This window comes from Bacillus sp. MSP13 (assembly GCF_000815295.1).
In the GTDB taxonomy this organism is placed as follows: Bacteria; Bacillota; Bacilli; order Bacillales; family Bacillaceae; genus Bacillus; species Bacillus vallismortis.
On the sequence record NZ_JXAQ01000002.1, the window covers coordinates 67,278 to 89,464 of the forward strand.

Consider the following 22,187-nt stretch of genomic DNA (forward strand, 5'->3'; position numbering starts at 1 on the left):
TCTAGGAGTGATGAATATGAACCCAATGGATAGACAAACAGAAGGACAAGAACCGCAGCATCAGGACAGACAGCCGGGCATAGAGTCAGAAATGAATCCGTTGCCTTTGTCAGAAGACGAAAACTATCGAGGTAGCGGAAAACTGAAAGGGAAAGTCGCCATCATCACTGGAGGCGACAGCGGAATAGGGAGACAGCAGCTATTGCGTTTGCTAAAGAAGGGGCAGATGTGTCGATTCTTTACTTAGATGAGCATTCGGACGCAGAGGAAACGCGTAAACGGATCGAAAAGGAAAATGTCCGCTGCTTGCTGATCCCGGGAGATGTCGGGGATGAGAAACATTGTGAACAAGCTGTGCAGCAAACCGTAGACCATTTTGGCAAACTTGATATCTTGGTGAACAACGCCGCTGAACAGCATCCGCAGGACAGCATTCTCCATATTTCAACAGAACAGCTGGAAAAGACATTTCGCACAAACATCTTTTCTATGTTTCATATGACGAAGAAAGCTTTGCCTCACCTGAAAGAGGGGAGTGCCGTCATTAATACAACATCAATTACCGCTTATGAAGGGGATACGGCGTTAATTGACTATTCCAGCACAAAGGGTGCGATTGTCTCCTTTACGCGGTCCATGGCGATGTCGCTTGTGGATAAAGGCATCAGAGTGAATGCGGTGGCGCCCGGCCCGATTTGGACACCTCTTATTCCGGCGACATTCCCTGAGGAAAAAGTGAAACAGCACGGCTTGGATACCCCAATGGGAAGACCGGGTCAGCCGGTTGAGCATGCGGGCGCCTATGTCCTGCTGGCGTCTGACGAATCTTCCTACATGACAGGGCAGACCATTCATGTGAATGGCGGGCGTTTTATTTCATCATGATTAACGACCAGCATAATAGCTGGTTTTTTTATGTGAGGAGATATTTCATGATAAATATTATATATTTTTCTGATAATTCTGTTTTCGTTTTGTGATTTTATATATAATATTGTGTAGGAGAAAGGAATGATTCGCTCACTGGTACAAATAGGGTGAAAAAAAAGAAAATAAGCCATTGTCACTCATTAATTCAGAAAATTCAAATAAAAATATATAAATAGATCATCAGTCTAGGGGTGAAGGGGAATGAAAGGGAGCGTATTTCGAAAGAAAAGCATTCAAGATTTAATCGCTGCGACGGGCGGTGAAAAATCTTTAAAAAGAGAATTAGGGGCATTCGATTTAACATTGCTTGGGATCGGCGCCATTATTGGCACAGGGATTTTTGTGCTGACGGGAACAGGAGCAGTCACGGCAGGTCCCGGGCTGACCATTTCATTTGTTGTGGCGGCGCTTGCCTGTTTATTCGCTGCCCTGTCTTACGCAGAATTTGCTTCAAGTGTGCCTGTTTCAGGTTCGGTTTATACATTCACGTATGCGACATTGGGAGAGCTTATGGCCTTTATTATCGGATGGGATTTAATTTTAGAGTACATGCTGGCGGTTAGCGCGGTGTCAGTCGGCTGGTCCGGTTATTTCCAATCATTTTTGTCAGGGATCGGCATTCATCTGCCGGTTGCTTTAACAGCGGCGCCGGGGGCGGTGGAGGGCACATTCACCATTTTTAATCTGCCTGCATTCGTGATTGTGATGGCGATAACGTTTTTGCTTTATTTAGGCATCAAAGAATCAAAAAGAGTCAACAACATCATGGTCATCTTGAAAGTGCTGGTTGTTCTGCTGTTTATCGCGGTGGCAGCCGTTTACGTGAAGCCGCATAACTGGCAGCCGTTTATGCCAATGGGCTTTGGCGGCGTATTCAGTGCGGCGGCGCTTGTATTTTTTGCTTTTATCGGATTTGACGCTGTCTCCTCTGCTGCGGAAGAGACAAAAAATCCTGCGAAGGATCTGCCTAAAGGCATTATTTTCTCTTTGTTGGTTTGCACAATTTTATATGTCACCGTATCAGCGATCATGACAGGGGTTATCCCGTTTGCCCAGTTTGCGGGCGTGGATCATCCGGTTTCTCTGGTTCTTCAAAGCGCTGGGCAAAACTGGGTGGCAGGCATCATTGATATTGGCGCCGTTTTGGGCATGACAACGGTCATGCTTGTCATGCTTTACGGACAGACTCGTGTCATGTTTGCCATGTCGCGTGACGGACTGGTGCCGGGCTCGCTCTCTAAGGTGCACCCAAAGCACAAAACACCTTATGTCGCCACTTGGTTTTTCGGAACGCTGTCGGCGCTCCTCGGCTCACTTGTTCCGCTGGATGAACTTGCAAAACTGGTAAACATCGGGACGCTGTCAGCATTTGTGCTCATTTCTGTGGCGGTGATCGTATTAAGAAAGAAACAGCCTGATCTTCCGAGAGCCTTTACATGTCCGGGGGTTCCGGTGATTCCAGGCCTGGCGATTGTGTTCTGCTTGTTCTTAATCTTAAATCTTGGATGGGTGACGATTGTCCGTTTTCTTGTGTGGCTGTTAATCGGCTTGGCAATCTATTTCTGGTATTCAAGAAAGCATTCAAAATTAAACCAATAAGAAAGTAATCAAGAGAGCGGTCAAACAGGACGCGCTCTCTTTTCTGTTATTGGCAAATGAATCTATAGAAATGAAAACAAAAATAAGAGATAATATAGGCTGGAAAGGAAGTGACGTTTATTGTCTGAGCAAAAACCAGTCCAATGGGCTTCGAAAATCGGTTTCGTCATGGCTGCCGCCGGCTCGGCCATCGGCTTGGGCGCGATTTGGAAGTTCCCTTATGTAGCAGGGACCAATGGAGGAGGCGCCTTTTTTCTTATCTTTGTGTTATTTACCATCCTCTTAGGCTATCCGCTTTTAGTGGGAGAGTTTATATTTGGAAGACGGAACCAGACGAATGCCATTGATGCATATAAAAAAGAAGCGCCACGAACAGCTTGGTTTCTCACGGGGTGGATCGGCGTAGCAGCCTGTTTCTTAGTGCTGTCGTTTTACAGTGTAATCGGAGGGTGGATTTTGCTGTATATCGTGAAAACAGCATCTGGTTCACTTACCGGGCTATCTCAAGCGCAGTTTGGAACCCTGTTTTCTTCAATTATCCAAAATCCGGTACAGACGCTCGCGGCTCAGTTTGTCTTTATGGTGCTGACTGTTACGGTTGTCGCCAGAGGGGTTCAAAAAGGGATTGAGCGGGTCAGCGCGGTGATAATGCCGATTTTGTTTTTATTATTTATTCTGCTCGTTCTTCGGTCTCTCTCGCTTAATGGTGCGATGGAGGGCATGAAATTTTTGCTTGTGCCGCATTTCGCCAATTTGACTCCGGAATCGATATTATTCGCGCTGGGACAGGCCTTCTTTACGTTAACACTGGGGGTTTCGGTGATGGTGACTTACAGCTCCTACTTGCCGAAAACACAAAACATCCCGCGTTCGGCAGCCTCCATTGTCGTGATGAATATCATTGTGACACTCTTGGCGGGCCTGGCCATTTTTCCGGCGGTTTTCTCATTCGGTTTTCAGCCAAATGAAGGGCCGACATTGCTGTTTACAGTGCTTCCAGCCGTTTTTGAACAGCTTCCGTTCGGCACGTTGTTTTTTATCGGCTTTCTCGTTGCGTTTTTATTTGCAGCCTTGACCTCAGCGTTTTCGATGGTTGAAATTATTGTCGCCACAATCGGAAAAGGGGACGAGAAGAAGAGAAAAAAACTGTCGTGGACGAGCGGGCTATTGATCTTCTTGGTCGGAATCCCATGCTGCTTATCTTATGGGGTATTGAGCGATGTAAGCCTATTCGGTAAAACGTTTTTTGATATTGCCGATTTTACTGTCAGCAATGTTTTGATGCCATTAGGCGCTCTGTTCATTTCGCTTTTTATTCCGCTCAAAATTTCGAAGCGCGAGCTCTTGGCAGAAATGAGAAACGGATCAAATGCAGGTAAAGCATTTTTTTATACATGGTTTTATTTGCTTCGTTTTCTCGTGCCGTTGGCGATTATTATTGTATTCTTAAATTTAATGGGTATTTTATCATTTTAACAAAACAGGCTCCGTTCCCGGGGCCTGTTTTGTTTACCAAGCTGAGATCAGCGGTGTCCACGCCGTTTTCAGCTTTTGGATACCAAGTCTGATGTCCTCTTCTGGCAACCCGCCATAACCGATTAAAACAGAAACATATGGAGGACGCCCTATATAAGAGGGCGATACGGGATAGACGGACACGCCGTGATCGGCAGCAGCGTTAATCGCTTCTTCTTCATTTGCCGGAAACAAAAGCCGCAGCAGGATATGAAGCCCGGAGTTTTTTCCGAGAACCTCAACGCTGTTCCCTAGTTCAGACCGTATGGCCTCTAACAGGACAGCGTGTTTTTTTCGGTAGAGGCCTCTCATTCTGTTTATATGCTTTTGCCACTCTCCGCTCTCGATGAAGTCTGCCAGTGCCATTTGAGAGTGGGAAGAGACTGTTTGCTTCATTAAGTGAGCGTGTTTTCTGACCGATTCCATGAGTAGAGGGGGCAAAATCATGTAGCTGAGCCGCAAGGAAGGAAGCAGTGACTTTGAAAAAGTGCCGAGATAGATGACTCTGCCATTCGGATCAAGACCCTGCAAAGACGGAATAGGCTGGCCGCTGTAGCGAAATTCTCCATCGTAATCATCCTCAATAATGAACGAATTTGCTTCCTTTGCCCAAGAGAGCAGTTCCTGTCTTCGGGTTATTGTCATAATGCCCCCGAGCGGAAACTGATGCGAGGGGGTTGTATACACGAGATAGGGATGTTTCGCTTTAAGCTCAACTGGCAGGACGCCTTCTTCATCAGAATAAATCGGAATGACATTCATGCGATTTGCTTCAAACATTCTTCTTGACCGGTGAAAGCCCGGTTCCTCAAAACCGATTTTTGTTCCGGGCTTTAGCGTAAGGCACAGCATCTGCAGAAGCACAGTTGTTCCCGCGCCAATCATGATCTGGCCGGGATCGCAATTAACGCCCCGTGACAGCCTGACGAAACGGGCAATCATGCGCCTGAGTTCGGGCTCTCCTTGAGGGTCTCCGGAGGTGTGGCCGGCATAGCGGTCCAGACTTTTTACTATGCTTTTTCTCCATGCGTTAAAGGGGAAGTGGGCCGGATCAACATTGCCTTGATGAAAGTCAATGGCAGGGGCGTTCTTTACATGTAAGACATGTTGCATAGACTGCTGAACATGGTCAGGAGCCGCCGGAAAGTCTGCTTCTACGCCCGCCGCGAACCAGCCGATTTTCGGTTTGCTTTTGACATAGCCCTCAGCAGTTAATTGCTCATAAGCACGTTCGATTGTTGCTGTACTGACACCGAGCAAGCCGGAGAGCATGCGTTTTGACGGAAGCTTTGTTCCCTTCGTTATCCGCGCATGTGAAATTTCTTGTTTGAAAAAGGTATAAAGCTGCTCATACAGCGGTGTTTTGCTTTTTTTATCAAGAAACGGCGTGATATCCATCTCGAGTCTCCTTTATATCTGGCATGGTCATTTTTTCTGATATTGGCTATTTGGGAAGTGCCATTTATTCGCTATGATCATTGTAACGAAAGGAAAGGGGATTGAGAAGATGATTCATATGAAACAATTAACCACAAAAGAAGAATGGGCCGAGGCGTATTCAGTCATGAGTGAATTGAGAACAGATCTTGATAAAGAGACGTATTTACAAAGGCTTGAAGCCTGTGTGCAAAAAGAATCGTATATGCTGTTTGCCTTATACGAAGGGACAGCAATCAGGGCGCTGTGCGGGGCGGTGCCGAGGGTTTCCATTCATAAAGGGGAGTATTTATGGATTGCAGATCTAGTAACTACCGCGCCTTGTCGGTCAAAGGGATACGGCAAATTGCTTTTAGATTATGCCGCAGACTGGGCGAGAAAAGCCGGACTTGGCTTTGTCAGCCTTTCATCTGGCCTTCAGCGTAAAGACGCACACCGGTTTTATACAGGCAAAATGGGTTTTACGATAGAAAGCTACCTGTTTCGAAAGACGGTGTAATCCAAAAAAGACGCCCCTTCAGGCGTCTTTCAGCGTGTCGACAAACCCTCGCATTCGTTGTCAGTCCTGTGCGTTGGTGCTCACGAATTGCTACATTCGCTGTGCTCCAATGCTCATCCTTCCTAGACTTCAAGGGTTTTCAATCACGCTGAAAAGATGACAAAGTCATAAAACGAAAACCGTTTTATGACTTTGTCAACAATCTGAAAGACGCCCCTTCAGGCGTCTTTCTTTAAAAACCAAACTGTAAATTGGTATCTACAGATACAATGGTATACACACAAATGATCACAAAGAGATTGAGGATGACGCCAAGCAGGCCGGGGCCTGTGCGCCCCCTCTTGATGAAGAGTTCGATCACGCCAAACGGAACGGCGGCCATAGCGAACGGAAGCATTTGATAGGAATAAAATGTGACGTTGCTGATAATCGCCAAATTCAGCAAGAGCAGGGACAGAATCGCTGTCCCGACAGAGATCCAGCCGAATACATTGTGTTCTTTAAAAATTCTTACCAGTTCCATAATTCCACCTCGCCGACATTCGCTGATTTTACAGACTTGTTTTTCAGCATGCGTTGGATTTCCTTCGTTGGCCCTGTCACGACCGAACCGTATACATGAACACCGTTTTTCTCGACATAATCCAATCGGTTATCCACATTCAGGTCTTTTCGTTTTGATATAACCTGCGCCCATTTTTCGTGCTTGGACATGAATTTCAAGGCGCTGATAAACTGATCGCCATTGGAACTGCCTTTTGTATTAAGGGCAGCCAAAAACTTTGAATCCTTCCCAGGATAGCCAAGCGGCTCTGCGTATACGGTCTCATTTGTGTTTTTCTCAGTTTCGATTGCGTTCCATAAAAAGCTCACATCATAGCCTTTGAATTTGTTATACACTTCTTTTGTCGGGTATGCACGGTCATAGGAAAGGTAGACCTCTGATACCGTTCCTTCGGGTAATATCTTTAACGTTTGGTCTGCTTTTGCGGTTGATTGTTCAGACGCATTTGATGGGTGTGTAAAGTAATGGCCGGTTGAATGCACTTCTAGGTCGTAGTAATTAACGGCCGGCGCTTTCACTTTATTATAAAACATTTCAACCCGTTCATTCCCCACTGCGACCGTGTTCGTGCCGATTTGCTTTTGCAGCGGGAATTCGGTATTCATGCCAAACAGCTTCACTTGGCTTTTCAGTCCGGATGTATCGACTAAAACATTCGGACTGGTCAGGGCTACAGTGACTGCGGCGGTTTCCATAAACTCATTGCCGGTGCTTTGTTTTCCTCCCATTCCGTAATAGAGGTAGCTTCCCAGCGTGCAAAGCGGCAAAATCATCAAGGTCGAAATAACGGCAAGCACAGAAATTCGTAAATAAGACTTGCGTTTGCCATAGGCTAAAATCGCTTTTTGTTTTTCTGGACTGATGCTGACATCCCAATCGTTATCGTCCTCTAGCTCGCTGTTAATCAGTTCCTGATATACTTCGAGCTTTTCTAATTCTTCCTCAAATGCGGTCATTTCCTGGTCGTTCATTTCCCCATTTTTATATTGATCAAAACGCTTTTTAAATTCTTCATTCATCATTAACACCTCTATTATAAAGTGCTTTCAGCCGCTGTCTGGCACGAAATAAAACACTTTTAAAATTCGCCTCTGAAATATTCATAATATGGGATGCTTCTTTGTAATTTAACTCTTTTAAATAATATAGCGTTAAGGCCTCCCGATAATTCTCGGGGAGCTCGGACATGTAACCAGTCAGCACTTCCTTTATCTCTACCTGATGGGCAGGGCTCTGAACAGCATTTTGAAAGAGGCTTCCGATTAGGTCATCAGAAATGGTTACTTCCTTCTTATGCTTTCTGACGTAATCAATGAAGGCGTTTCGCGCCACTTGAAAAAGCCAGGGCTTTACTTTGCTGTGATCATAGGAGTGAATGTGTATGTATGCCCGCATAAAGGTTTCCTGCAGCAAGTCCTCGGCAAGATGCTTGTCTTTTGTCATGGAGAGCAGGAACCTGTAAACATCATTCATGTACATTTGGTAAATTTCATCGATCGTCACTGCCTTTTCTCCCCTCTATGTTATACACGCATAAGAAAGGTTTAAAGTTGCACATTACATGCAAACGGCTTTTTTATACCTCATCAAACACCATTCCTATATAGTACCTAAAAATGGGCGCAAATGATAGTGCCGAGAAATGTTTAACATGTTTGCCAGCGGGGAAAAGAGAGTGAAAAAGTGAAGGAGTGGCACAATGGAATATACCAGTATAGCAGACACCGGCATAAAAGCCTCCAGAATCGGCCTAGGCACATGGGCGATTGGCGGAACCATGTGGGGAGGCACTGACGAAAAACAATCAATCAAAACCATCCGCGCCGCTCTTGATCAGGGGATCACACTGATTGACACCGCTCCGGCCTATGGTTTCGGGCAGTCCGAGGAAACTGTAGGGAAGGCGATCAAGGAGCACGGCAAAAGAGATCAGGTGATTGTCGCAACGAAAACGGCTCTCGACTGGAAAAACAACCAGCTCTTCCGCCATGCGAACAGAGCGAGAATCATAGAGGAAGTCGAAGCTTCTTTGAAGCGGCTTCAAACAGATTATATTGATCTTTATCAGGTGCATTGGCCAGACCCGCTTGTGCCAATTGAAGAAACGGCTGAAGTCATGAAGGAATTATATGACGCCGGCAAAATCCGGGCGATTGGTGTCAGTAACTTTTCAATTGAACAAATGGATACATTTCGCGCCATTGCGCCGCTGCATGCCATTCAGCCTCCATATAATCTGTTTGAAAGAGAAATTGAAGAAAATGTTCTGCCATATGTGAAAGATAAACAAATCACAACGTTATTATACGGCAGTTTATGCAGAGGGCTGCTCACAGGTAAAATAACCGAAGATTACACGTTTGAGGGCGACGATCTCCGAAATCATGATCCGAAATTCCAGCATCCCCGTTTTAAAGAATATCTTTCTGCTGTTCATCAATTGGATGAGCTGGCCAAGGCACGTTATGGAAAATCAGTGATTCACTTAGCGGTTAGATGGATCTTAGATCAGCCGGGAGCGGATATCACTCTTTGGGGGGCAAGAAAGCCTGAGCAGCTTGAAGCGGTATCAGAGATGACAGACTGGACGCTGACAAGTGAAGATCATAAAGACATCAATGCCATATTGGAACATACGATATCAGACCCGGTCGGGCCGGAGTTTATGGCACCGCCGGCCAGGGAGGAAATATAACAAAAGCTGAGGGTGAATCCTCAGCTTTTTGGCGTTTACAAGGAGGAAATCTTAAAAATTAGTACCAGGTAATAAAAAATGTTGTTATAATAGATAGCAGATAGAATCATGAATACGACAAAGGAAGTGCGATATGTATAAGTTTTGTGCAAATGCTTTAAAAGTTATTCTTTCTCTTCGCGGAGGAGTGAAGGTGTATAACAAAGAAAACCTTCCGGCCGATTCAGGTTTTGTCATCGCGTGTACACACTCCGGCTGGGTTGATGTGATCACACTCGGAGTCGGGATTCTTCCTTATCAAATACACTACATGGCGAAAAAAGAGCTTTTTCAACATAAATGGATCGGTTCGTTTTTGAAGAAAATTCATGCTTTTCCGGTAGATCGTGAAAATCCAGGGCCAAGCAGCATTAAAACACCGATTAAGCTGCTGAAAGAAGGGGAGATCGTCGGTATTTTCCCGAGCGGAACACGAACTTCTGAGGACGTGCCTTTAAAAAGAGGCGCGGTGACAATTGCGCAAATGGGGAAAGCGCCGCTTGTTCCCGCTGCATATAAAGGGCCTTCAAGCGGAAAGGGATTATTCAAAAAAGGCAAAATGAAGCTCATTATCGGTGAGCCTCTTCAGCAGGCTGATTTTGCCCACTTGCCGTCAAAGGAAAGACTTGCAGCCATGACAGAGGCTTTAAATAACAGTATTAAAGAGCTTGAAAACAAGCTGGAACAGCTATAATTCATCAGTGCTAAACTCGCGACTTCCCCATTGTTTATAAGTTCCTTGGCTTAGCTATACTACATAAGGAATTGATTATTGGGAAAGGTACGGAAAAAGATGAAAATGATCGTAGTAGGCGCTGGAATTCTAGGAGCGTCAACAGCATATCAATTAGCCAAAATGGGGGCCGAGGTGCTTGTGATAGACCGAAAAGATAAGGGACGGGCCACCCATGCAGCGAAAGGCATTATTTGTCCATGGCTGTCACCGAGGCAAAATCCGGCGTGGTACAAGATGGCAAAAGCAGGAGCGCACTTTTACCCCGGTTTCATAGAGGGGCTTAGAAAAGAAGGCGAGATAGAAACGGGTTATGCCCCTGTTGGTGCTCTTAGTATTCATCACGAGAAAGAAAAGATTGAAAAGATTGAAAAACGGGTGCAAGAGCGGAAACAATACGCCCCGGAAATCGGAGACATTTCTTTTCTTTCTGAAATCAAGACCGCCGGCATGTTTCCCTTGCTGGCTAAACGGTACCATTCCATTCATATAAGCGGAGCCGCCCGAGTGGATGGCGAGATGCTGAGAGATGCATTATTGCGTGCTGCTCAAAGAATGGGAGCCGTTGTTTTAACAGGTGATGCCAAGCTTCAATATCATTCGAAACGAGTGACAGGCGTAACCGTTGGCGATGAAAGTTATGCTGCTGACGAGGTGATTGTTTGTGCCGGCGTATGGGCAGACCAATTACTGGCGCCTTTAGGCATTCGCTTTAAAGTGAGTGTGCAAAAAGCGCAAATCATATACGTTCAGATTCCGGACGCAAACCATATGGACAGCTGGCCTGCTATCATGCCGCCTTCTAAGGAATATCTGTTAGCTTATGCTGACAAGAGAATGGCCATCGGAGCGACTCGGGAAGATATAGAAGGGCATGATGTACGGATCACGGCCGGCGGGCTGCAGGAATTGTTGAACAAAGGATTGGAAATGGCCCCTGGTTTAGCAAACAGCACCTTTCAAGAGGCAAGAGTCGGTTTGCGCCCTTTTACACCGGGGGACGTGCCTGTGATCGGACCTCTTCCCGGCTGGGACGGGATCATAGCCGCAAATGGCCTTGGATCGTCTGGTTTGACAATGGGGCCTTATATGGGGCAGCAGTTGGCGAAGCTGGCTCTCAGAATGGATGTAGACATTGATGTAGAAGATTATGATATACAAAAAGCAGCAGAAGTTTATTGACTATCTGCTGCTTTTTGTTTTAGATTTTGGATAATGAAAGCTGATCCTCTGGCAGCGCTTTAAGTGAGCCGTCATTATTTAATACAGACCGCCATGTATAACGGGGTTCATATCCAAGGATCTTTTTCGCTTTATCGATTGCCATTAGTGTTTCATATCCTTTTACATCGCGCTTTAAAGAGACTTCTGGGAAAAACCGTTTTACCAAGTCTTCACTCGGTTCTTTCATGATGGTATCCGGCGCCGTAATGTGGAAGACCTCATTGCCGATATTGTTTTTTTCGATTGCAAGCAAGCAAGCGTGCGCCGCATCTCTCACATCGCAATACGCCCATGCATTTTTCTTTTGAATATCCTTTTGCTTTTCGTTCCAATGCATGCCAGGAATTTTTTCATACTCATCAGGTTCATATATATTTGCAAAGCGGAGGGTGACAATTTGTGTATTCATCAGCTTTGAAAACATATCTGAAAGGATTTCGGTCAGGCGCTTTGCCATTGCATAAGACGACTTGACAATGGTTGGATGCTCTTCGTCTACAGGAAGGTAACTGAGCTCTTTCGGCACAAACGGATATCCCAGCACCGTCTCGCTCGAAGCCCATACAAGCTTACGCACTTTAAAATCTTTGCAAGCCTCCAGAATATTGAAGTTGACAAGCATATTATTTTCAAATATCGCCTGGGAGGGATTTCTGACATCGGTCGGAATATTCCCGAGATGGACTACAGCGTCACAGCCCATAATAAGCTGGCATACTTGGCCGTAATCCCGCAAATCGGCCTGGATAAATGTTTTTGATGCTGATTCCTCTGCTAATACTCTATCTGATGCTGTCACATCGTGGCCGGCCTCCAATAATGTTCTGACGGCCCACCGCCCTATTTTCCCTGCTGCTCCAGTTACCACTACTTTCATGTTTTCACTCCTTTTTCTTGTTGTAAATAAGATCGAGCCCCTTGATTAGACTTCCCGAGGATTACCGTTTTATTAGCAGCAGTTTTTGTTGATGAAGAATGGGAAGGTGAAAACAAAACATAATAAAAAAGACACCTCCATAAAAGGTGTCTCAGCGTGTCGACAAACCCTCGCATTCGTTGTCAGTCCTGCGCGTTGGTGCTCACGAATCATAACATTCGCTCCGCTCCAATGCTCGTCTTTCCTAGACTTCAAGGGTTTTCAATCACGCTGAAAAGATGACAAAGTCCTAAAACAAAAACCGTTTTAGGACTTTGTCAACAATCTGAGACACCTCCATAAAAGGTGTCTTTACAAATTAAGCCTCTTTCGATTCTCCAGCTTCAACCAGCTCTTCTGCCGCAAGCTTTTTGACTTCAATATAAGCGACATGGTGGCCGTCAATTTCATTAATAATGAATTCGCAGCCTTCTTCGATGATAGAATCATCTTTTTCAACATCGTATTTTTGGGTAAGGAACCAGCCGCCGATCGTATCGACTTCTTCGTTCTCTAAATGAATGCCGAGCAGGTCGTTTACTTGGTCGATTAACACTTTTCCGTCAAGAATATAATGGTCTTCGCCGATTTTACGGATTTCGTTAATTTCATCAATATCAAATTCATCGCGGATTTCGCCGACGATCTCTTCGATGATGTCTTCAACCGTCACGAGTCCGGCAGTCCCGCCGTATTCATCGGACAGGATGGCCATGTGGACCCTGTCTTTTTGCATTTTGACAAGCAGATCTTGGATCGGCGCGGATTCAATGACATGAATGATCGGGTTGACGAATTGAGAAATGGTGGAATCAACAGATACCTCGCCGCTGATGCAGGCGGTCAGCACTTCCTTAATATTAATGACCCCGATAATGTTATCCTTATCGCCCTCTTCTACAGGGTAGCGGGTATATTTTTCAATCTGAATGATGTCCATCATTTCAGAAATCTTGATATCATGCGGAAGACTGACAATTTCAGTCCGCGGAATCATAATTTCTTTCGCGAGCCTGTCGTCAAATTCAAAGATTTTATTCACATATTTAAACTCTGACTGGTTAATTTCACCGCTTTTATAGCTTTCAGACAGAATGATTCGCAACTCTTCTTCAGAGTGAGCCAGTTCATTTTCTGAAACAGTCTCCAGGCCAAATGCTTTTGTCAATAACCGTGCGGAATTGTTCAAAAGCCAAATGAACGGGAACATAATGCGGTAAAACCAAATCAGCGGTTTCGCAAACAGCATAGACACTGCTTCCGCCTTTTGGATGGCGACTGTCTTAGGCGCGAGTTCTCCGACAACAACGTGCAGGAACGTGATAATGGCATACGCAAAAATAAACGATATGACATGTGAAAGGGAACCTGGCACATTCAATTGTACGAAAAGGGGGTGGAGCAGCCTTTCAATTGTGGACTCGCCTAAAACCCCTAATCCAATGGAAGTCAATGTAATTCCGAGTTGACACGCAGATAAATATTCATCAAGATGCGTGGTCACTTTTTTTGCGGCTATTGCTGCTTTATTTCCTTCCGCGATCAGCTGATCGATTCGTGAGCCTCTGATTCTGATAATGGCAAACTCAGATGCCACGAAAAATGCCGTCAGGGCGATTAAAACAGCAACTAAAATCAAATTCACTATGTCCAATTAGAACCTTCACTCTAGCATTGAGAATGAAGGTAACACCTCCTGTTAGATAAAATGGTTTTAACGTAACAGCAGCATAAATGATTGGAACACGGCGAGCTTTTCGGGTGGGAGCTTGTTCTTCAGCTTGTCACGATCCTCGGGCTTCAGCCGTTCAAACCGATGCAAGATTCCGGAGATATTTTGATTCATATGATCAATTTCCAATGCCAGTTTACCAATTTCATCATCAAGTTTAGCTGAAGAGGGAAACTGGTTCTCCAGTCGATCTTTAATATCGGACAGGGCCAATCGCTGCTTCTTGCAATCTACAATAAATATGAGTCGTTTGAGTGCGTTTTCATCGTAGTAACGGTAATTTGAACAGGATCTGGCCGGCGTAAGCAGACCGATATTCGTATAATAATCAACTGTTCGTTTCGTTACTCCCGCAAGTTTTGCTAGTTCACTGATGCGATAAGTCCCAGCCCCATCGATATCCCTCCCAACCATCACGTTATAGTTATGAGAATAGTTTAATATATGAACGGTGTTTTGCACAAGTTTATTGTTTTTCCCTAGATTAGCACTGGAAGTGGTGGAATTCTTCATTTTATTGAAGTAACATGTAAAGAAAGAATTTTCAAAACTTTTCATATGGAAGGGACAGATGAAATTGGCTGGGTTATCCCGGGAAATTGAAGAAAACTTACATAAAGGGTCATGGATTCGCAAGCTGTTTGATGAAGGTGCAAGACTGAAGAAAGAGTTCGGGGATGATCAGGTCTTTGATTTTTCGCTTGGCAACCCGATTGTGGAACCGCCTGAAGCTTTTAAGAGAGCGTTACGAGAAGAAGTTGAAAAAGGCAATCATGGATACATACAAAACCAAGGGCTTCCGGCAGCGAGAGAGAAAGTCGCGCAATTTCTGGGGTCCCGTTTTGAAGCGGAGTTCGCGGCGGAACGCGTCGTCATGACGGTGGGCGCGGGCGGCGCCTTAAATGTCGCGTTAAAAAGCATTGTAAATCCGGGGGAAGAGGTCATTATTCTCGCGCCTTATTTCGCCGAGTATAAATTGTATATTGAGAACTATGGGGGAAAGGCTGTCAGCTGCCCATTAACGCCCAGGTTTGAGATTGATATTGAAGCGGTCAGGCAATCCATCACCCCAAAGACGAAAGGGCTGATCCTCAATACACCTCATAACCCGACAGGAACTGTACTCAGCCAGAAAAATATAGATGATTTAGGCGCTTTATTAAACGAAATAGAAGGGAAGAACGGCCAAACGATTTATGTGCTGTTTGATGAACCATATAGCCAATTAATCTATGATGCAGAGCTTGCAAATCCGTTTCAATCGTACCACCGTGTGATTTTGGCGAGCTCATTCAGTAAGGATCTCGGCATAGCGGGGGAGCGGCTCGGGTATATCGGTTTGGACAGCAAGATGCCTGATTCTGGCCTTTTGATCAACGCTTTTGTGTATTGTAATCGCACGCTTGGGTTTGTGAATGCGCCAGTCATGATGCAGCGGGCTGTGGCAAGAATGGATGATGTAAGGGTAGATGCTAGCGCTTATAAAGCGCGCAGGGATTTAATGGTTGGCATTTTGAAGGAAGCCGGTTTTGAATTCGAAATGCCGAAGGGCGGTTTCTTCGTTTTTCCGAAATCACCAATAGAAGACGAAGTTGCTTTTTGTGTGCATGCCGCTCAAAAATACAAATTACTAATCGTGCCCAGCAGCGGGTTTGGAATGAAAGGGCACTTCCGTTTATCCTTCAGTGTGCCGATCGAGCAGATCAAAAACTCACGGGACATTTTCGTTTCCTTATATAAAGATTTTGCTTAAACGAAAACGGCTTTGAATGCTGTTTTCTGTTTTCATATTCACAACATGATGACAGGCTGTGCCTGCGATGAAAGCCTGCCCTGCAGTAAAAGTCTAAAAATTAAAAATCATTTTTGGAATGAGTTGTGTTACAATATAATATACAATTTATAATCAAACTTTGACTTGGAGGTGGTATGATGGGGCCCTCTGCTTAGGCAACAATACACCGCGTACCTCAATGTTAAGGAAAAATGATTATATCAGGAGGTGACTCCTTATCCTTTTATGAGAGGATAAGGTTAAATGGACGATATTGACAGTCTGATTTTAATTGGTGTGCTCATTGCTTTAACCGCGTTTTTCGTTGCAAGCGAGTTTGCGATTGTTAGAGTAAGGAGATCCAGAATTGATCAGCTTATCACGGAAGGAAACAAACGGGCGATACTCGCAAAGCGTGTCATTACAGATTTGGATGAGTATTTATCCGCATCCCAGCTGGGCATTACCTTGACATCAATCGGGCTCGGCGTGCTGGGGGAGCCGGCATTCGAAAGGCTGCTGCATCCATTGTTTGAACCGCTTGGCCTGCCGGAATCGGTTTCTCATGGGGCCTCTTTTGCGGTCGCGTACGGCATGATCACGTTCCTGCACGTTGTTGTGGGCGAACTGGCCCCGAAAACGGTCGCGATTCAAAAGGCAGAACAGCTGACCTTGCTGATAGCGGGTCCATTGCGTTTATTTTATTTGCTCCTGTTTCCGTTTATTTGGATCCTCAATGGGTCTGCGCGGCTTTTATGCGGCATGTTCGGTTTAAAGCCTGCGTCAGAGCATGATGGCTCCCATTCTGAGGAAGAACTCAGAATGCTGTTGTCTGAGAGTTTGAAAAACGGAGAGATTAATCCGTCTGAATATAAATATGTAAATAAGATTTTTGAATTTGATAATCGGATCGCCAAAGAAATTATGATACCGCGGAAGGAAATAGCCGCTGTGTCAACAGAAATGACGATGGCAGAGATGCTTGAAGTCATGCTGAAGGAAAAATACACGCGCTGGCCTGTTACAGATGGGGACAAAGACAGTGTCATCGGTTTGGTCAATACGAAGCATTTGTTTTCTGATTTGCTGTTTATGACAGAAGAGGAACGAATGAAGATGACGATCCATCCGTATGTACGGCCTGTAATCGAAGTGATTGAAACCATCCCGGTCCATGACTTGCTGATTAAAATGCAGCGTGAACGCATTCATATGGCCATATTGTCGGATGAATACGGAGGAACCTCGGGGCTTGTGACCACAGAGGATATCCTTGAAGAAATTGTCGGCGAAATCCGAGATGAATTTGATGAGGATGAACAGCCGCTGATCCAAAACCTTGGCGAGTGCCATTATGTCATGGACGGTAAGGTTCGGATTGATGAGGTGAACAGCCTTCTCGGCGCATCGATTCAAGAAGATGACGTCGATACGATCGGCGGGCTGATATTGAAAGAAAACATCGATATTGAGGCCGGTGAATCCATCCGCATCGGTTCCTATACAATAAGAGTGCTGAAGATGGACGGCCGATTAATCAAACAAATCGAGATAAAAGAAGAAGCCGGCAGCACAACCGGGGTTACGGCGCACCACACGCTGCCGCTGCCCGAGCCTGTGATGCTGAACAATGCGACCTTGAGCGAGAAATAAGCTCAAGGTTTTTTTACGTTGCAATTGTCCAGCCGCACCAAAACGCCAACATTGACCCGCAAAGCGTTAGGGTGATGTACAGGATGCTTTCCATAACGCGTTTGGCCAGCAGGAGCTGGACACTTTCAACGCTGAAAGTGGAAAAGGTTGTAAAGGCGCCGAAAAATCCCGTGCCAATGATGAGGGAGGCCGAATCATTGGCGATGTGAAGCCCTGTAAACATTCCCAGCCCAAGAGCTCCCAGAATATTAATTGTTAGTATGCCAATGGGCAGGCTAAGACCTTTGGTTTTGGCGGTGACGACATTGCCAAGCCAAAAGCGCAGCATTGCGCCAAGGCCGCCCGCTATCAAAATACCCGCCAGTGTCAATTTTTCCGCATCTCCTTTCTTTGCTGAGTGCTTGCTATGCGCCGTCCCGCCAGAACGCCGATCAGCGCAAGAACGATTCCTGCTGTCAATGATACCGCCGCATACAAAATAGCCAGGTAGGATTGTGCTTGCAAAAGCATCACCGTTTCTTTAGAAAATGTGGACATTGTTGTAAAGCCGCCGCAAAAGCCAGTGCCTATAATAGCCGACAGAAGAGGCCGTTTTGCCCTGATCATAAAAAAACCGGTCAGAATGCCTAATAGAAGGCTGCCTGCCGCGTTTTCGAGCCAGGTTGCTGCCGGGAACTGATCGGTCTGTATCCACATGTTTATTCCGTACCGGAGAAGGGCGCCAAGCGCGCCTCCGATAAAAACCGCGCTATACATTTTCATGTTTGCCATCCTTTTTGATGAAATCCGGGTAGTCTGTTACGATACCGTCCACGCCCATGGCTTGTAATTTCGCTGCTGTTTTTTGGTTTTTAACAGTCCATGCAAATACTTTTAAGCCATGTTTATGGGCAGAAGCGATCATCAGACGATTGAGTCGTGTGTATTTAATATTGACATAGTTTGCGATAGATTGGCAGGCCTTCAGCTGATTTCTGGGCAGCATGCCAAAGTTGGGCCTTGTAATAACAGCTGTCGGAAATGATGGATAAAGCTCACGGAACCTCTGGACGGAGCGGAACTGAAAGGATTGAACAATATTATCGACAGAAAAAGAATATTGCCGTAACAGCTGTCCCGCTTCTTCTTCAATTCCGATTTGAGATGGATGGCCTTTTAATTCAATTAGTAGGCCGATTTTTTTGTGATAGCGCTTGAGGACCTCTTCCAAGGTTGGAATGCGCTCTCCCTGAAAAGCGGGGCCGTACCAGCTTCCTGCATCTAGCTTTCTCAATTCCTCCAATGTAAAATCCTTAACAAAGCCCGATCCGTTTGTTGTTCGGTCAACCCTGTCATCGTGTATCACAACAATCTGCCTGTCTTTTGTAAGCTGGACATCCAGTTCGATCATATCTGCATTCATTTCCGCCGCAAGGTCAAAAGCGGAAAACGTATTTTCCGGAGCGTAACCTGATGCTCCGCGGTGGGCAATGGTGTACACGCTAAGTCAGCTCCTCATATGGGCATTTCTGTTATTGTATCAAATCCATATATGCGGAGCGATACAAACTGGTGAATTTTTTCTGCCATATCGGAATGGTCCGGGCTGGAAATCGCGTATAACTAAAAAAAAGACACTCAGCGTATCAGAACCTTTTTCGTCAAGAATTTGGGGCTTTCGACATCTTCACAAAACACTCTGTTACTTTATAATAGCAAAAAAGGAGGCGAGATCATGGGAAAAGGGAGAATCAGAGTGGAGGAAAGAATCAAAGCCGAAACGGACGCTGAAATGCAAAAAGCAACTCTCCTTGATCAGACACAAACGAAAAAAAGTAAGTGACTGTCCCTATTGAATCTGGCTGAATAGATCATTTGAGAAATGGCCCCGGCGGAATGCCGGGGTTTTGTGCTGAAAAATAGACATTTAGATGAGCATCTTTACGAATCTTTTAGTATAATAAACATTTGATTTCAATAGAAGGGAGACTCTTATGCTAGATGATCTGCAGCAATACTTCACACTCGATAAAATGATACAAATCGGCATCAGCTTAGCGATTTTGCTGGTGTTTCTTATACTAAGAAAACTGTTTACAAGATATTTCTTTCAGTTGCTTTTTAACCTCACGAATCGGCGGAAAACAGAAATTTTCAAACAGGTGGTTGTGGCATTTGAAAAGCCGGCCAGATGGTTTTTTGTGGCATTAGGGATGTTTTTAGCGATCCGGTATTCACCGTTTTTAGACGAACAAATGCCTCTCATCAGCAACATATACCGCTCACTAATTGTGGCGCTTTTGTGCTGGGGGCTTTGTAATTTGACCGCAGCGTCGTCGTTTATCTTCCATAAGGTGAATCAGCGCTTCGAGCTGGACATGGATGATATTCTGGCGCCGTTTTTGTCCAAATTGCTTCGTTTTGTCATCATTGCGCTCAGTGTCAGTGTGATCGCTCAGGAATTCAATTATGATGTCAATGGATTTGTGGCAGGGCTCGGCCTTGGCGGACTTGCTTTTGCGCTTGCAGCGAAGGATACCATCAGCAACTTCTTCGGCGGAATCATTATTATTACCGAAAAGCCGTTTACCATCGGTGACTGGGTGGAGACGTCGACGGTAACGGGCTCAGTAGAGGATATTACCTTCAGAAGCACGAGATTCAGAACCGCACAGGGGGCGCTTGTAACGGTGCCGAACTCTACGCTGTCGATGGAAGCGATCACGAACTGGACAAGAATGACCAAACGCCAGATCACGTTTTCCATCCATGTGTCTTACGCAACGCCGATTGAGAACCTCGATCGCTCCATTCGTTCTCTCAGAACCATGCTTTTAGAACATGAGGGCGTTGATAATGAAACGATCATGGTCAACTTTGATATGTTTGCCGACAGCTACTACAATTTATTTTTCAACTTCTATACAAAAACAGCAGTTTGGGCTGAAAACCTCGATGTTAGAGAGGATATTAACTATAAAATCATTGAAATCCTCGCCGCAGAAGGCGTCGAGTTCGCATATCCCGGCCAAATGGTTTTTGTAAAGCAAAAACATCAAAATGATCCGTTCCAAGTGAATGGTAGTAAAGAAGAAAAGGAACGGGCTTAAAAAGGGAAAGACTTCGTCTGACAGAGGCGGAGTTTTTTTCGTGGTAAAATAAGAGAAAAAGGCGGTGTTGAGTTGGAAGCATTCAAACATATTCTAAATGAAGCACAGCGAATTGTCGTGCTGACCGGAGCTGGAATGAGTACAGAATCAGGAATTCCAGACTTTCGTTCAGCAGGGGGGATTTGGACGGAGGATGCCTCAAGAATGGAAGCGATGAGCCTTGAGTATTTTTTGAGCCACCCGCGTCTGTTTTGGCCCAAATTTAAAGAATTGTTCCAGATGAAAATGAGCGGCAGCTTTGAACCGAATGAAGGGCACTTGCTTTTAGCTGAGCTGGATAAGCAAGGGAAGCAGGTCGATATCTTTACGCAAAACATTGATGGACTTCATAAAAAAGCCGGAAGCAGACATGTGTACGAATTGCATGGTTCTATTCAGACAGGAGCCTGCCGGGCATGCGGGGCACAGTATGAGTTGCCTCATTTGCTGGAGCGGGAGGTGCCGGAGTGTACGGCGGCCGGAAAAGATGGTGGGATTTGCGGAACGGTATTAAAAACCGATGTGGTTCTCTTTGGCGATGCCGTCTTGCACTTTGAGGCCCTTTATGAAAAGCTGGATCAAGCAGATCTTTTATTGGTCATCGGCACGTCTCTCGAAGTCGCTCCGGCAAGGTTTGTGCCTGAGGACGCAAGCCGGATTCCCGGCATGAAGAAAGTTATCATTAACCTAGAACCGACGTATTGCGACAGCTTGTTTGACATGGTCATTCATCAAAAAATTGGAGAGTTTGCCCGAAGTTTGGGAATAAAAAAGTGAGGCTGCGTGATCGCGCCTCACTTTTTTATTCGTGAACAGGAACCATTGTGTCCTCTAACACTCCAAAGGAATAGCCTTTTTCTTTTAGCTTATGGATTAGTGCCGGCAGCGCGTTCACAGTAGCCGGAAGATCATGCATGAGAATGACATATGGCCGGCTTGAATGGCTATGCTCCATATTCTCCAGCTGCTGTAGTACGGCCGTCACATATTTTGAATTCCGGTATTTCCAGTCCATGCTGTCAATGGTCCAATCCCAGTACACAAAACCGCCTTTCTCAAGATTGCGGACTTGTGAGGCGGTCAGTGACGGCTTGCTGCCGTATGGCGTTCTGACAAGATCGGTTTTATATCCTGTAATGTCTTGCAGCGTGTCACGCGCCGCCTGCATTTCCTTTAACGGAGACGTCGGTGTTTGATAGAATAATTTATTATTATGGGTGACGCCGTGTAAACCGAGTGCATGGCCTTCCTTTTCCGACCTTTTCACAGCTTGTTTGAATTCAATCATCCGCGGTGACAGCATAAAAAATGTCGCTTTGACATCAGCTTGTTTCAGTACGTCGAGTAAGCGGATTGTATAGGCTGACGGGCCGTCATCGAAGGTGAGGTAAACCGTTTTGTCTCCCATGTTCTGTTTCGTCTGCAGATGTTTGATCAGCAGATCGGGGGAGTCGCTTTTCAGCTTCAAGCTTTCCTTCTCATTGCGAAGCTGGCCGTTTGTTGTGACAGTGACTTCCTTTGCTTTCGTTGAGCTGTTGGAATAACCCAACATCACCATCACCAAAAGCAGTACACATAAAACTGCTAAACTTGCAAATTTAAAAGCAAGCGAAACTGCAGATGGAGAAGTGTCTCCTCTCGTTTGTCGCATAACAATCTCTCCGTTGGCATAAAATCTCTACATATCGCTGTACAACAGGCAGTTTAGAAAGATGCCATATGTTTACAACCTATGTATTACCAATCAA

The 22,187-nt window shown here is 45.4% G+C and carries 22 protein-coding genes and 1 pseudogene; 12 read left to right on the forward strand and 11 right to left on the reverse strand.

What is annotated here, in order from left to right:
* Positions 1-16: 16 nt before the first annotated feature.
* From SC79_RS00455 to SC79_RS00465, 3 genes and pseudogenes are all read left to right on the forward strand, one after another.
* Positions 17-885: pseudogene (locus tag SC79_RS00455) on the forward strand (SDR family oxidoreductase).
* A gap of 246 nt (positions 886-1,131) precedes the next feature.
* Positions 1,132-2,529 (forward strand): branched-chain amino acid transporter BcaP, encoded by a 1,398-nt coding sequence (gene bcaP, locus SC79_RS00460; protein WP_039073400.1) that lies wholly within the window; start codon positions 1,132-1,134, stop codon positions 2,527-2,529.
* Between the two features lie 120 nt (positions 2,530-2,649).
* Positions 2,650-4,005: a sodium-dependent transporter gene (locus SC79_RS00465; protein ID WP_039073401.1), complete on the forward strand. Its 1,356-nt coding sequence runs from the start codon at positions 2,650-2,652 to the stop codon at positions 4,003-4,005.
* 33 nt (positions 4,006-4,038) lie between these two features.
* Here the strand turns inward: SC79_RS00465 and pdxR are convergent, their stop codons facing one another.
* On the reverse strand, positions 4,039-5,442 hold the full coding sequence (gene pdxR, locus SC79_RS00470; protein ID WP_039073402.1) for a MocR-like pyridoxine biosynthesis transcription factor PdxR: 1,404 nt from the start codon (positions 5,440-5,442) through the stop codon (positions 4,039-4,041).
* A 109-nt stretch (positions 5,443-5,551) separates the two neighbouring features.
* Here pdxR and SC79_RS00475 point away from each other — a divergent pair, with 109 nt between their 5' ends.
* Complete coding sequence (locus tag SC79_RS00475) at positions 5,552-5,980, forward strand: GNAT family N-acetyltransferase (RefSeq protein ID WP_039073534.1); 429 nt, start codon at positions 5,552-5,554, stop codon at positions 5,978-5,980.
* A gap of 232 nt (positions 5,981-6,212) precedes the next feature.
* Here SC79_RS00475 and SC79_RS00480 read toward each other — a convergent pair whose 3' ends face one another.
* Genes SC79_RS00480 through sigM form a run of 3 tightly spaced genes read right to left on the reverse strand, consistent with a single transcriptional unit; the run spans position 6,213 to position 8,048 of the window.
* A complete protein-coding gene (locus SC79_RS00480; protein WP_010329201.1) occupies positions 6,213-6,503 on the reverse strand; it encodes an anti-sigma-M factor in 291 nt (96 codons plus the stop codon).
* Entirely contained in the window at positions 6,491-7,567 is a 1,077-nt protein-coding gene (locus SC79_RS00485) for an anti-sigma factor (RefSeq protein ID WP_082022482.1), read from the reverse strand. Before SC79_RS00485 ends, SC79_RS00480 begins: the two co-directional genes overlap by 13 nt.
* Positions 7,557-8,048 carry an RNA polymerase sigma factor SigM gene (sigM, locus tag SC79_RS00490; RefSeq protein WP_039073404.1) on the reverse strand — a complete coding sequence of 164 codons (492 nt, stop codon included), beginning with the start codon at positions 8,046-8,048 and terminating at the stop codon, positions 7,557-7,559. Before sigM ends, SC79_RS00485 begins: the two co-directional genes overlap by 11 nt.
* 196 nt (positions 8,049-8,244) lie before the next feature.
* Between sigM and SC79_RS00495 the strand changes: the two genes are divergently transcribed.
* The 3 genes from SC79_RS00495 to SC79_RS00505 all read left to right on the forward strand — a co-directional run bounded on the left by SC79_RS00495 (position 8,245) and on the right by SC79_RS00505 (position 11,194).
* Positions 8,245-9,240 carry an aldo/keto reductase gene (locus SC79_RS00495; protein WP_039073405.1) on the forward strand — a complete coding sequence of 332 codons (996 nt, stop codon included), beginning with the start codon at positions 8,245-8,247 and terminating at the stop codon, positions 9,238-9,240.
* 133 nt (positions 9,241-9,373) lie between these two features.
* Entirely contained in the window at positions 9,374-9,973 is a 600-nt protein-coding gene (locus tag SC79_RS00500; protein WP_039073406.1) for a 1-acylglycerol-3-phosphate O-acyltransferase, read from the forward strand.
* A 99-nt stretch (positions 9,974-10,072) separates the two neighbouring features.
* The gene (locus SC79_RS00505; protein ID WP_039073535.1) at positions 10,073-11,194 is read left to right on the forward strand and encodes an NAD(P)/FAD-dependent oxidoreductase; all 1,122 of its coding nucleotides are present in this window, start codon (positions 10,073-10,075) and stop codon (positions 11,192-11,194) included.
* A gap of 19 nt (positions 11,195-11,213) precedes the next feature.
* Here the strand turns inward: SC79_RS00505 and SC79_RS00510 are convergent, their stop codons facing one another.
* From SC79_RS00510 to cueR, 3 genes are all read right to left on the reverse strand, one after another.
* Entirely contained in the window at positions 11,214-12,113 is a 900-nt protein-coding gene (locus tag SC79_RS00510) for an NAD-dependent epimerase/dehydratase family protein (protein ID WP_010329206.1), read from the reverse strand.
* A 358-nt stretch (positions 12,114-12,471) separates the two neighbouring features.
* Positions 12,472-13,806, reverse strand: a complete 1,335-nt coding sequence (locus SC79_RS00515) for a hemolysin family protein (protein ID WP_039073407.1) — start codon at positions 13,804-13,806, stop codon at positions 12,472-12,474.
* Between the two features lie 60 nt (positions 13,807-13,866).
* Positions 13,867-14,298, reverse strand: a complete 432-nt coding sequence (gene cueR / locus SC79_RS00520) for a Cu(I)-responsive transcriptional regulator (RefSeq protein ID WP_039073536.1) — start codon at positions 14,296-14,298, stop codon at positions 13,867-13,869.
* Positions 14,299-14,455: 157 nt separating this feature from the next.
* On the opposite strand from cueR, the gene SC79_RS00525 reads away from it, so the two are divergent.
* Complete coding sequence (locus SC79_RS00525; RefSeq protein WP_039073408.1) at positions 14,456-15,637, forward strand: pyridoxal phosphate-dependent aminotransferase; 1,182 nt, start codon at positions 14,456-14,458, stop codon at positions 15,635-15,637.
* Between the two features lie 285 nt (positions 15,638-15,922).
* Entirely contained in the window at positions 15,923-17,311 is a 1,389-nt protein-coding gene (locus tag SC79_RS00530; protein ID WP_039073409.1) for a hemolysin family protein, read from the forward strand.
* Between the two features lie 13 nt (positions 17,312-17,324).
* Here the strand turns inward: SC79_RS00530 and crcB are convergent, their stop codons facing one another.
* From crcB to SC79_RS00545, 3 genes are read right to left on the reverse strand one after another with little or no spacing between them, the layout of a single operon-like run.
* Positions 17,325-17,681 (reverse strand): fluoride efflux transporter CrcB, encoded by a 357-nt coding sequence (crcB, locus tag SC79_RS00535; RefSeq protein ID WP_039073410.1) that lies wholly within the window; start codon positions 17,679-17,681, stop codon positions 17,325-17,327.
* On the reverse strand, positions 17,678-18,073 hold the full coding sequence (locus SC79_RS00540; protein ID WP_039073411.1) for a fluoride efflux transporter FluC: 396 nt from the start codon (positions 18,071-18,073) through the stop codon (positions 17,678-17,680). Before SC79_RS00540 ends, crcB begins: the two co-directional genes overlap by 4 nt.
* Positions 18,060-18,791, reverse strand: coding sequence for a glycerophosphodiester phosphodiesterase (locus SC79_RS00545; RefSeq protein WP_039073412.1), 732 nt, complete (start codon positions 18,789-18,791; stop codon positions 18,060-18,062). Before SC79_RS00545 ends, SC79_RS00540 begins: the two co-directional genes overlap by 14 nt.
* 234 nt (positions 18,792-19,025) lie before the next feature.
* Between SC79_RS00545 and SC79_RS19665 the strand changes: the two genes are divergently transcribed.
* The 3 genes from SC79_RS19665 to SC79_RS00555 all read left to right on the forward strand — a co-directional run bounded on the left by SC79_RS19665 (position 19,026) and on the right by SC79_RS00555 (position 21,216).
* On the forward strand, positions 19,026-19,133 hold the full coding sequence (locus tag SC79_RS19665) for a YhdX family protein (protein ID WP_003224203.1): 108 nt from the start codon (positions 19,026-19,028) through the stop codon (positions 19,131-19,133).
* Positions 19,134-19,284: 151 nt separating this feature from the next.
* Entirely contained in the window at positions 19,285-20,400 is a 1,116-nt protein-coding gene (locus tag SC79_RS00550) for a mechanosensitive ion channel family protein (protein WP_039073413.1), read from the forward strand.
* A gap of 72 nt (positions 20,401-20,472) precedes the next feature.
* On the forward strand, positions 20,473-21,216 hold the full coding sequence (locus SC79_RS00555; protein ID WP_039073414.1) for an NAD-dependent protein deacylase: 744 nt from the start codon (positions 20,473-20,475) through the stop codon (positions 21,214-21,216).
* A 25-nt stretch (positions 21,217-21,241) separates the two neighbouring features.
* Here the strand turns inward: SC79_RS00555 and SC79_RS00560 are convergent, their stop codons facing one another.
* On the reverse strand, positions 21,242-22,090 hold the full coding sequence (locus SC79_RS00560; RefSeq protein ID WP_039073415.1) for a polysaccharide deacetylase family protein: 849 nt from the start codon (positions 22,088-22,090) through the stop codon (positions 21,242-21,244).
* Between the last annotated feature and the right edge of the window lie 97 nt (positions 22,091-22,187).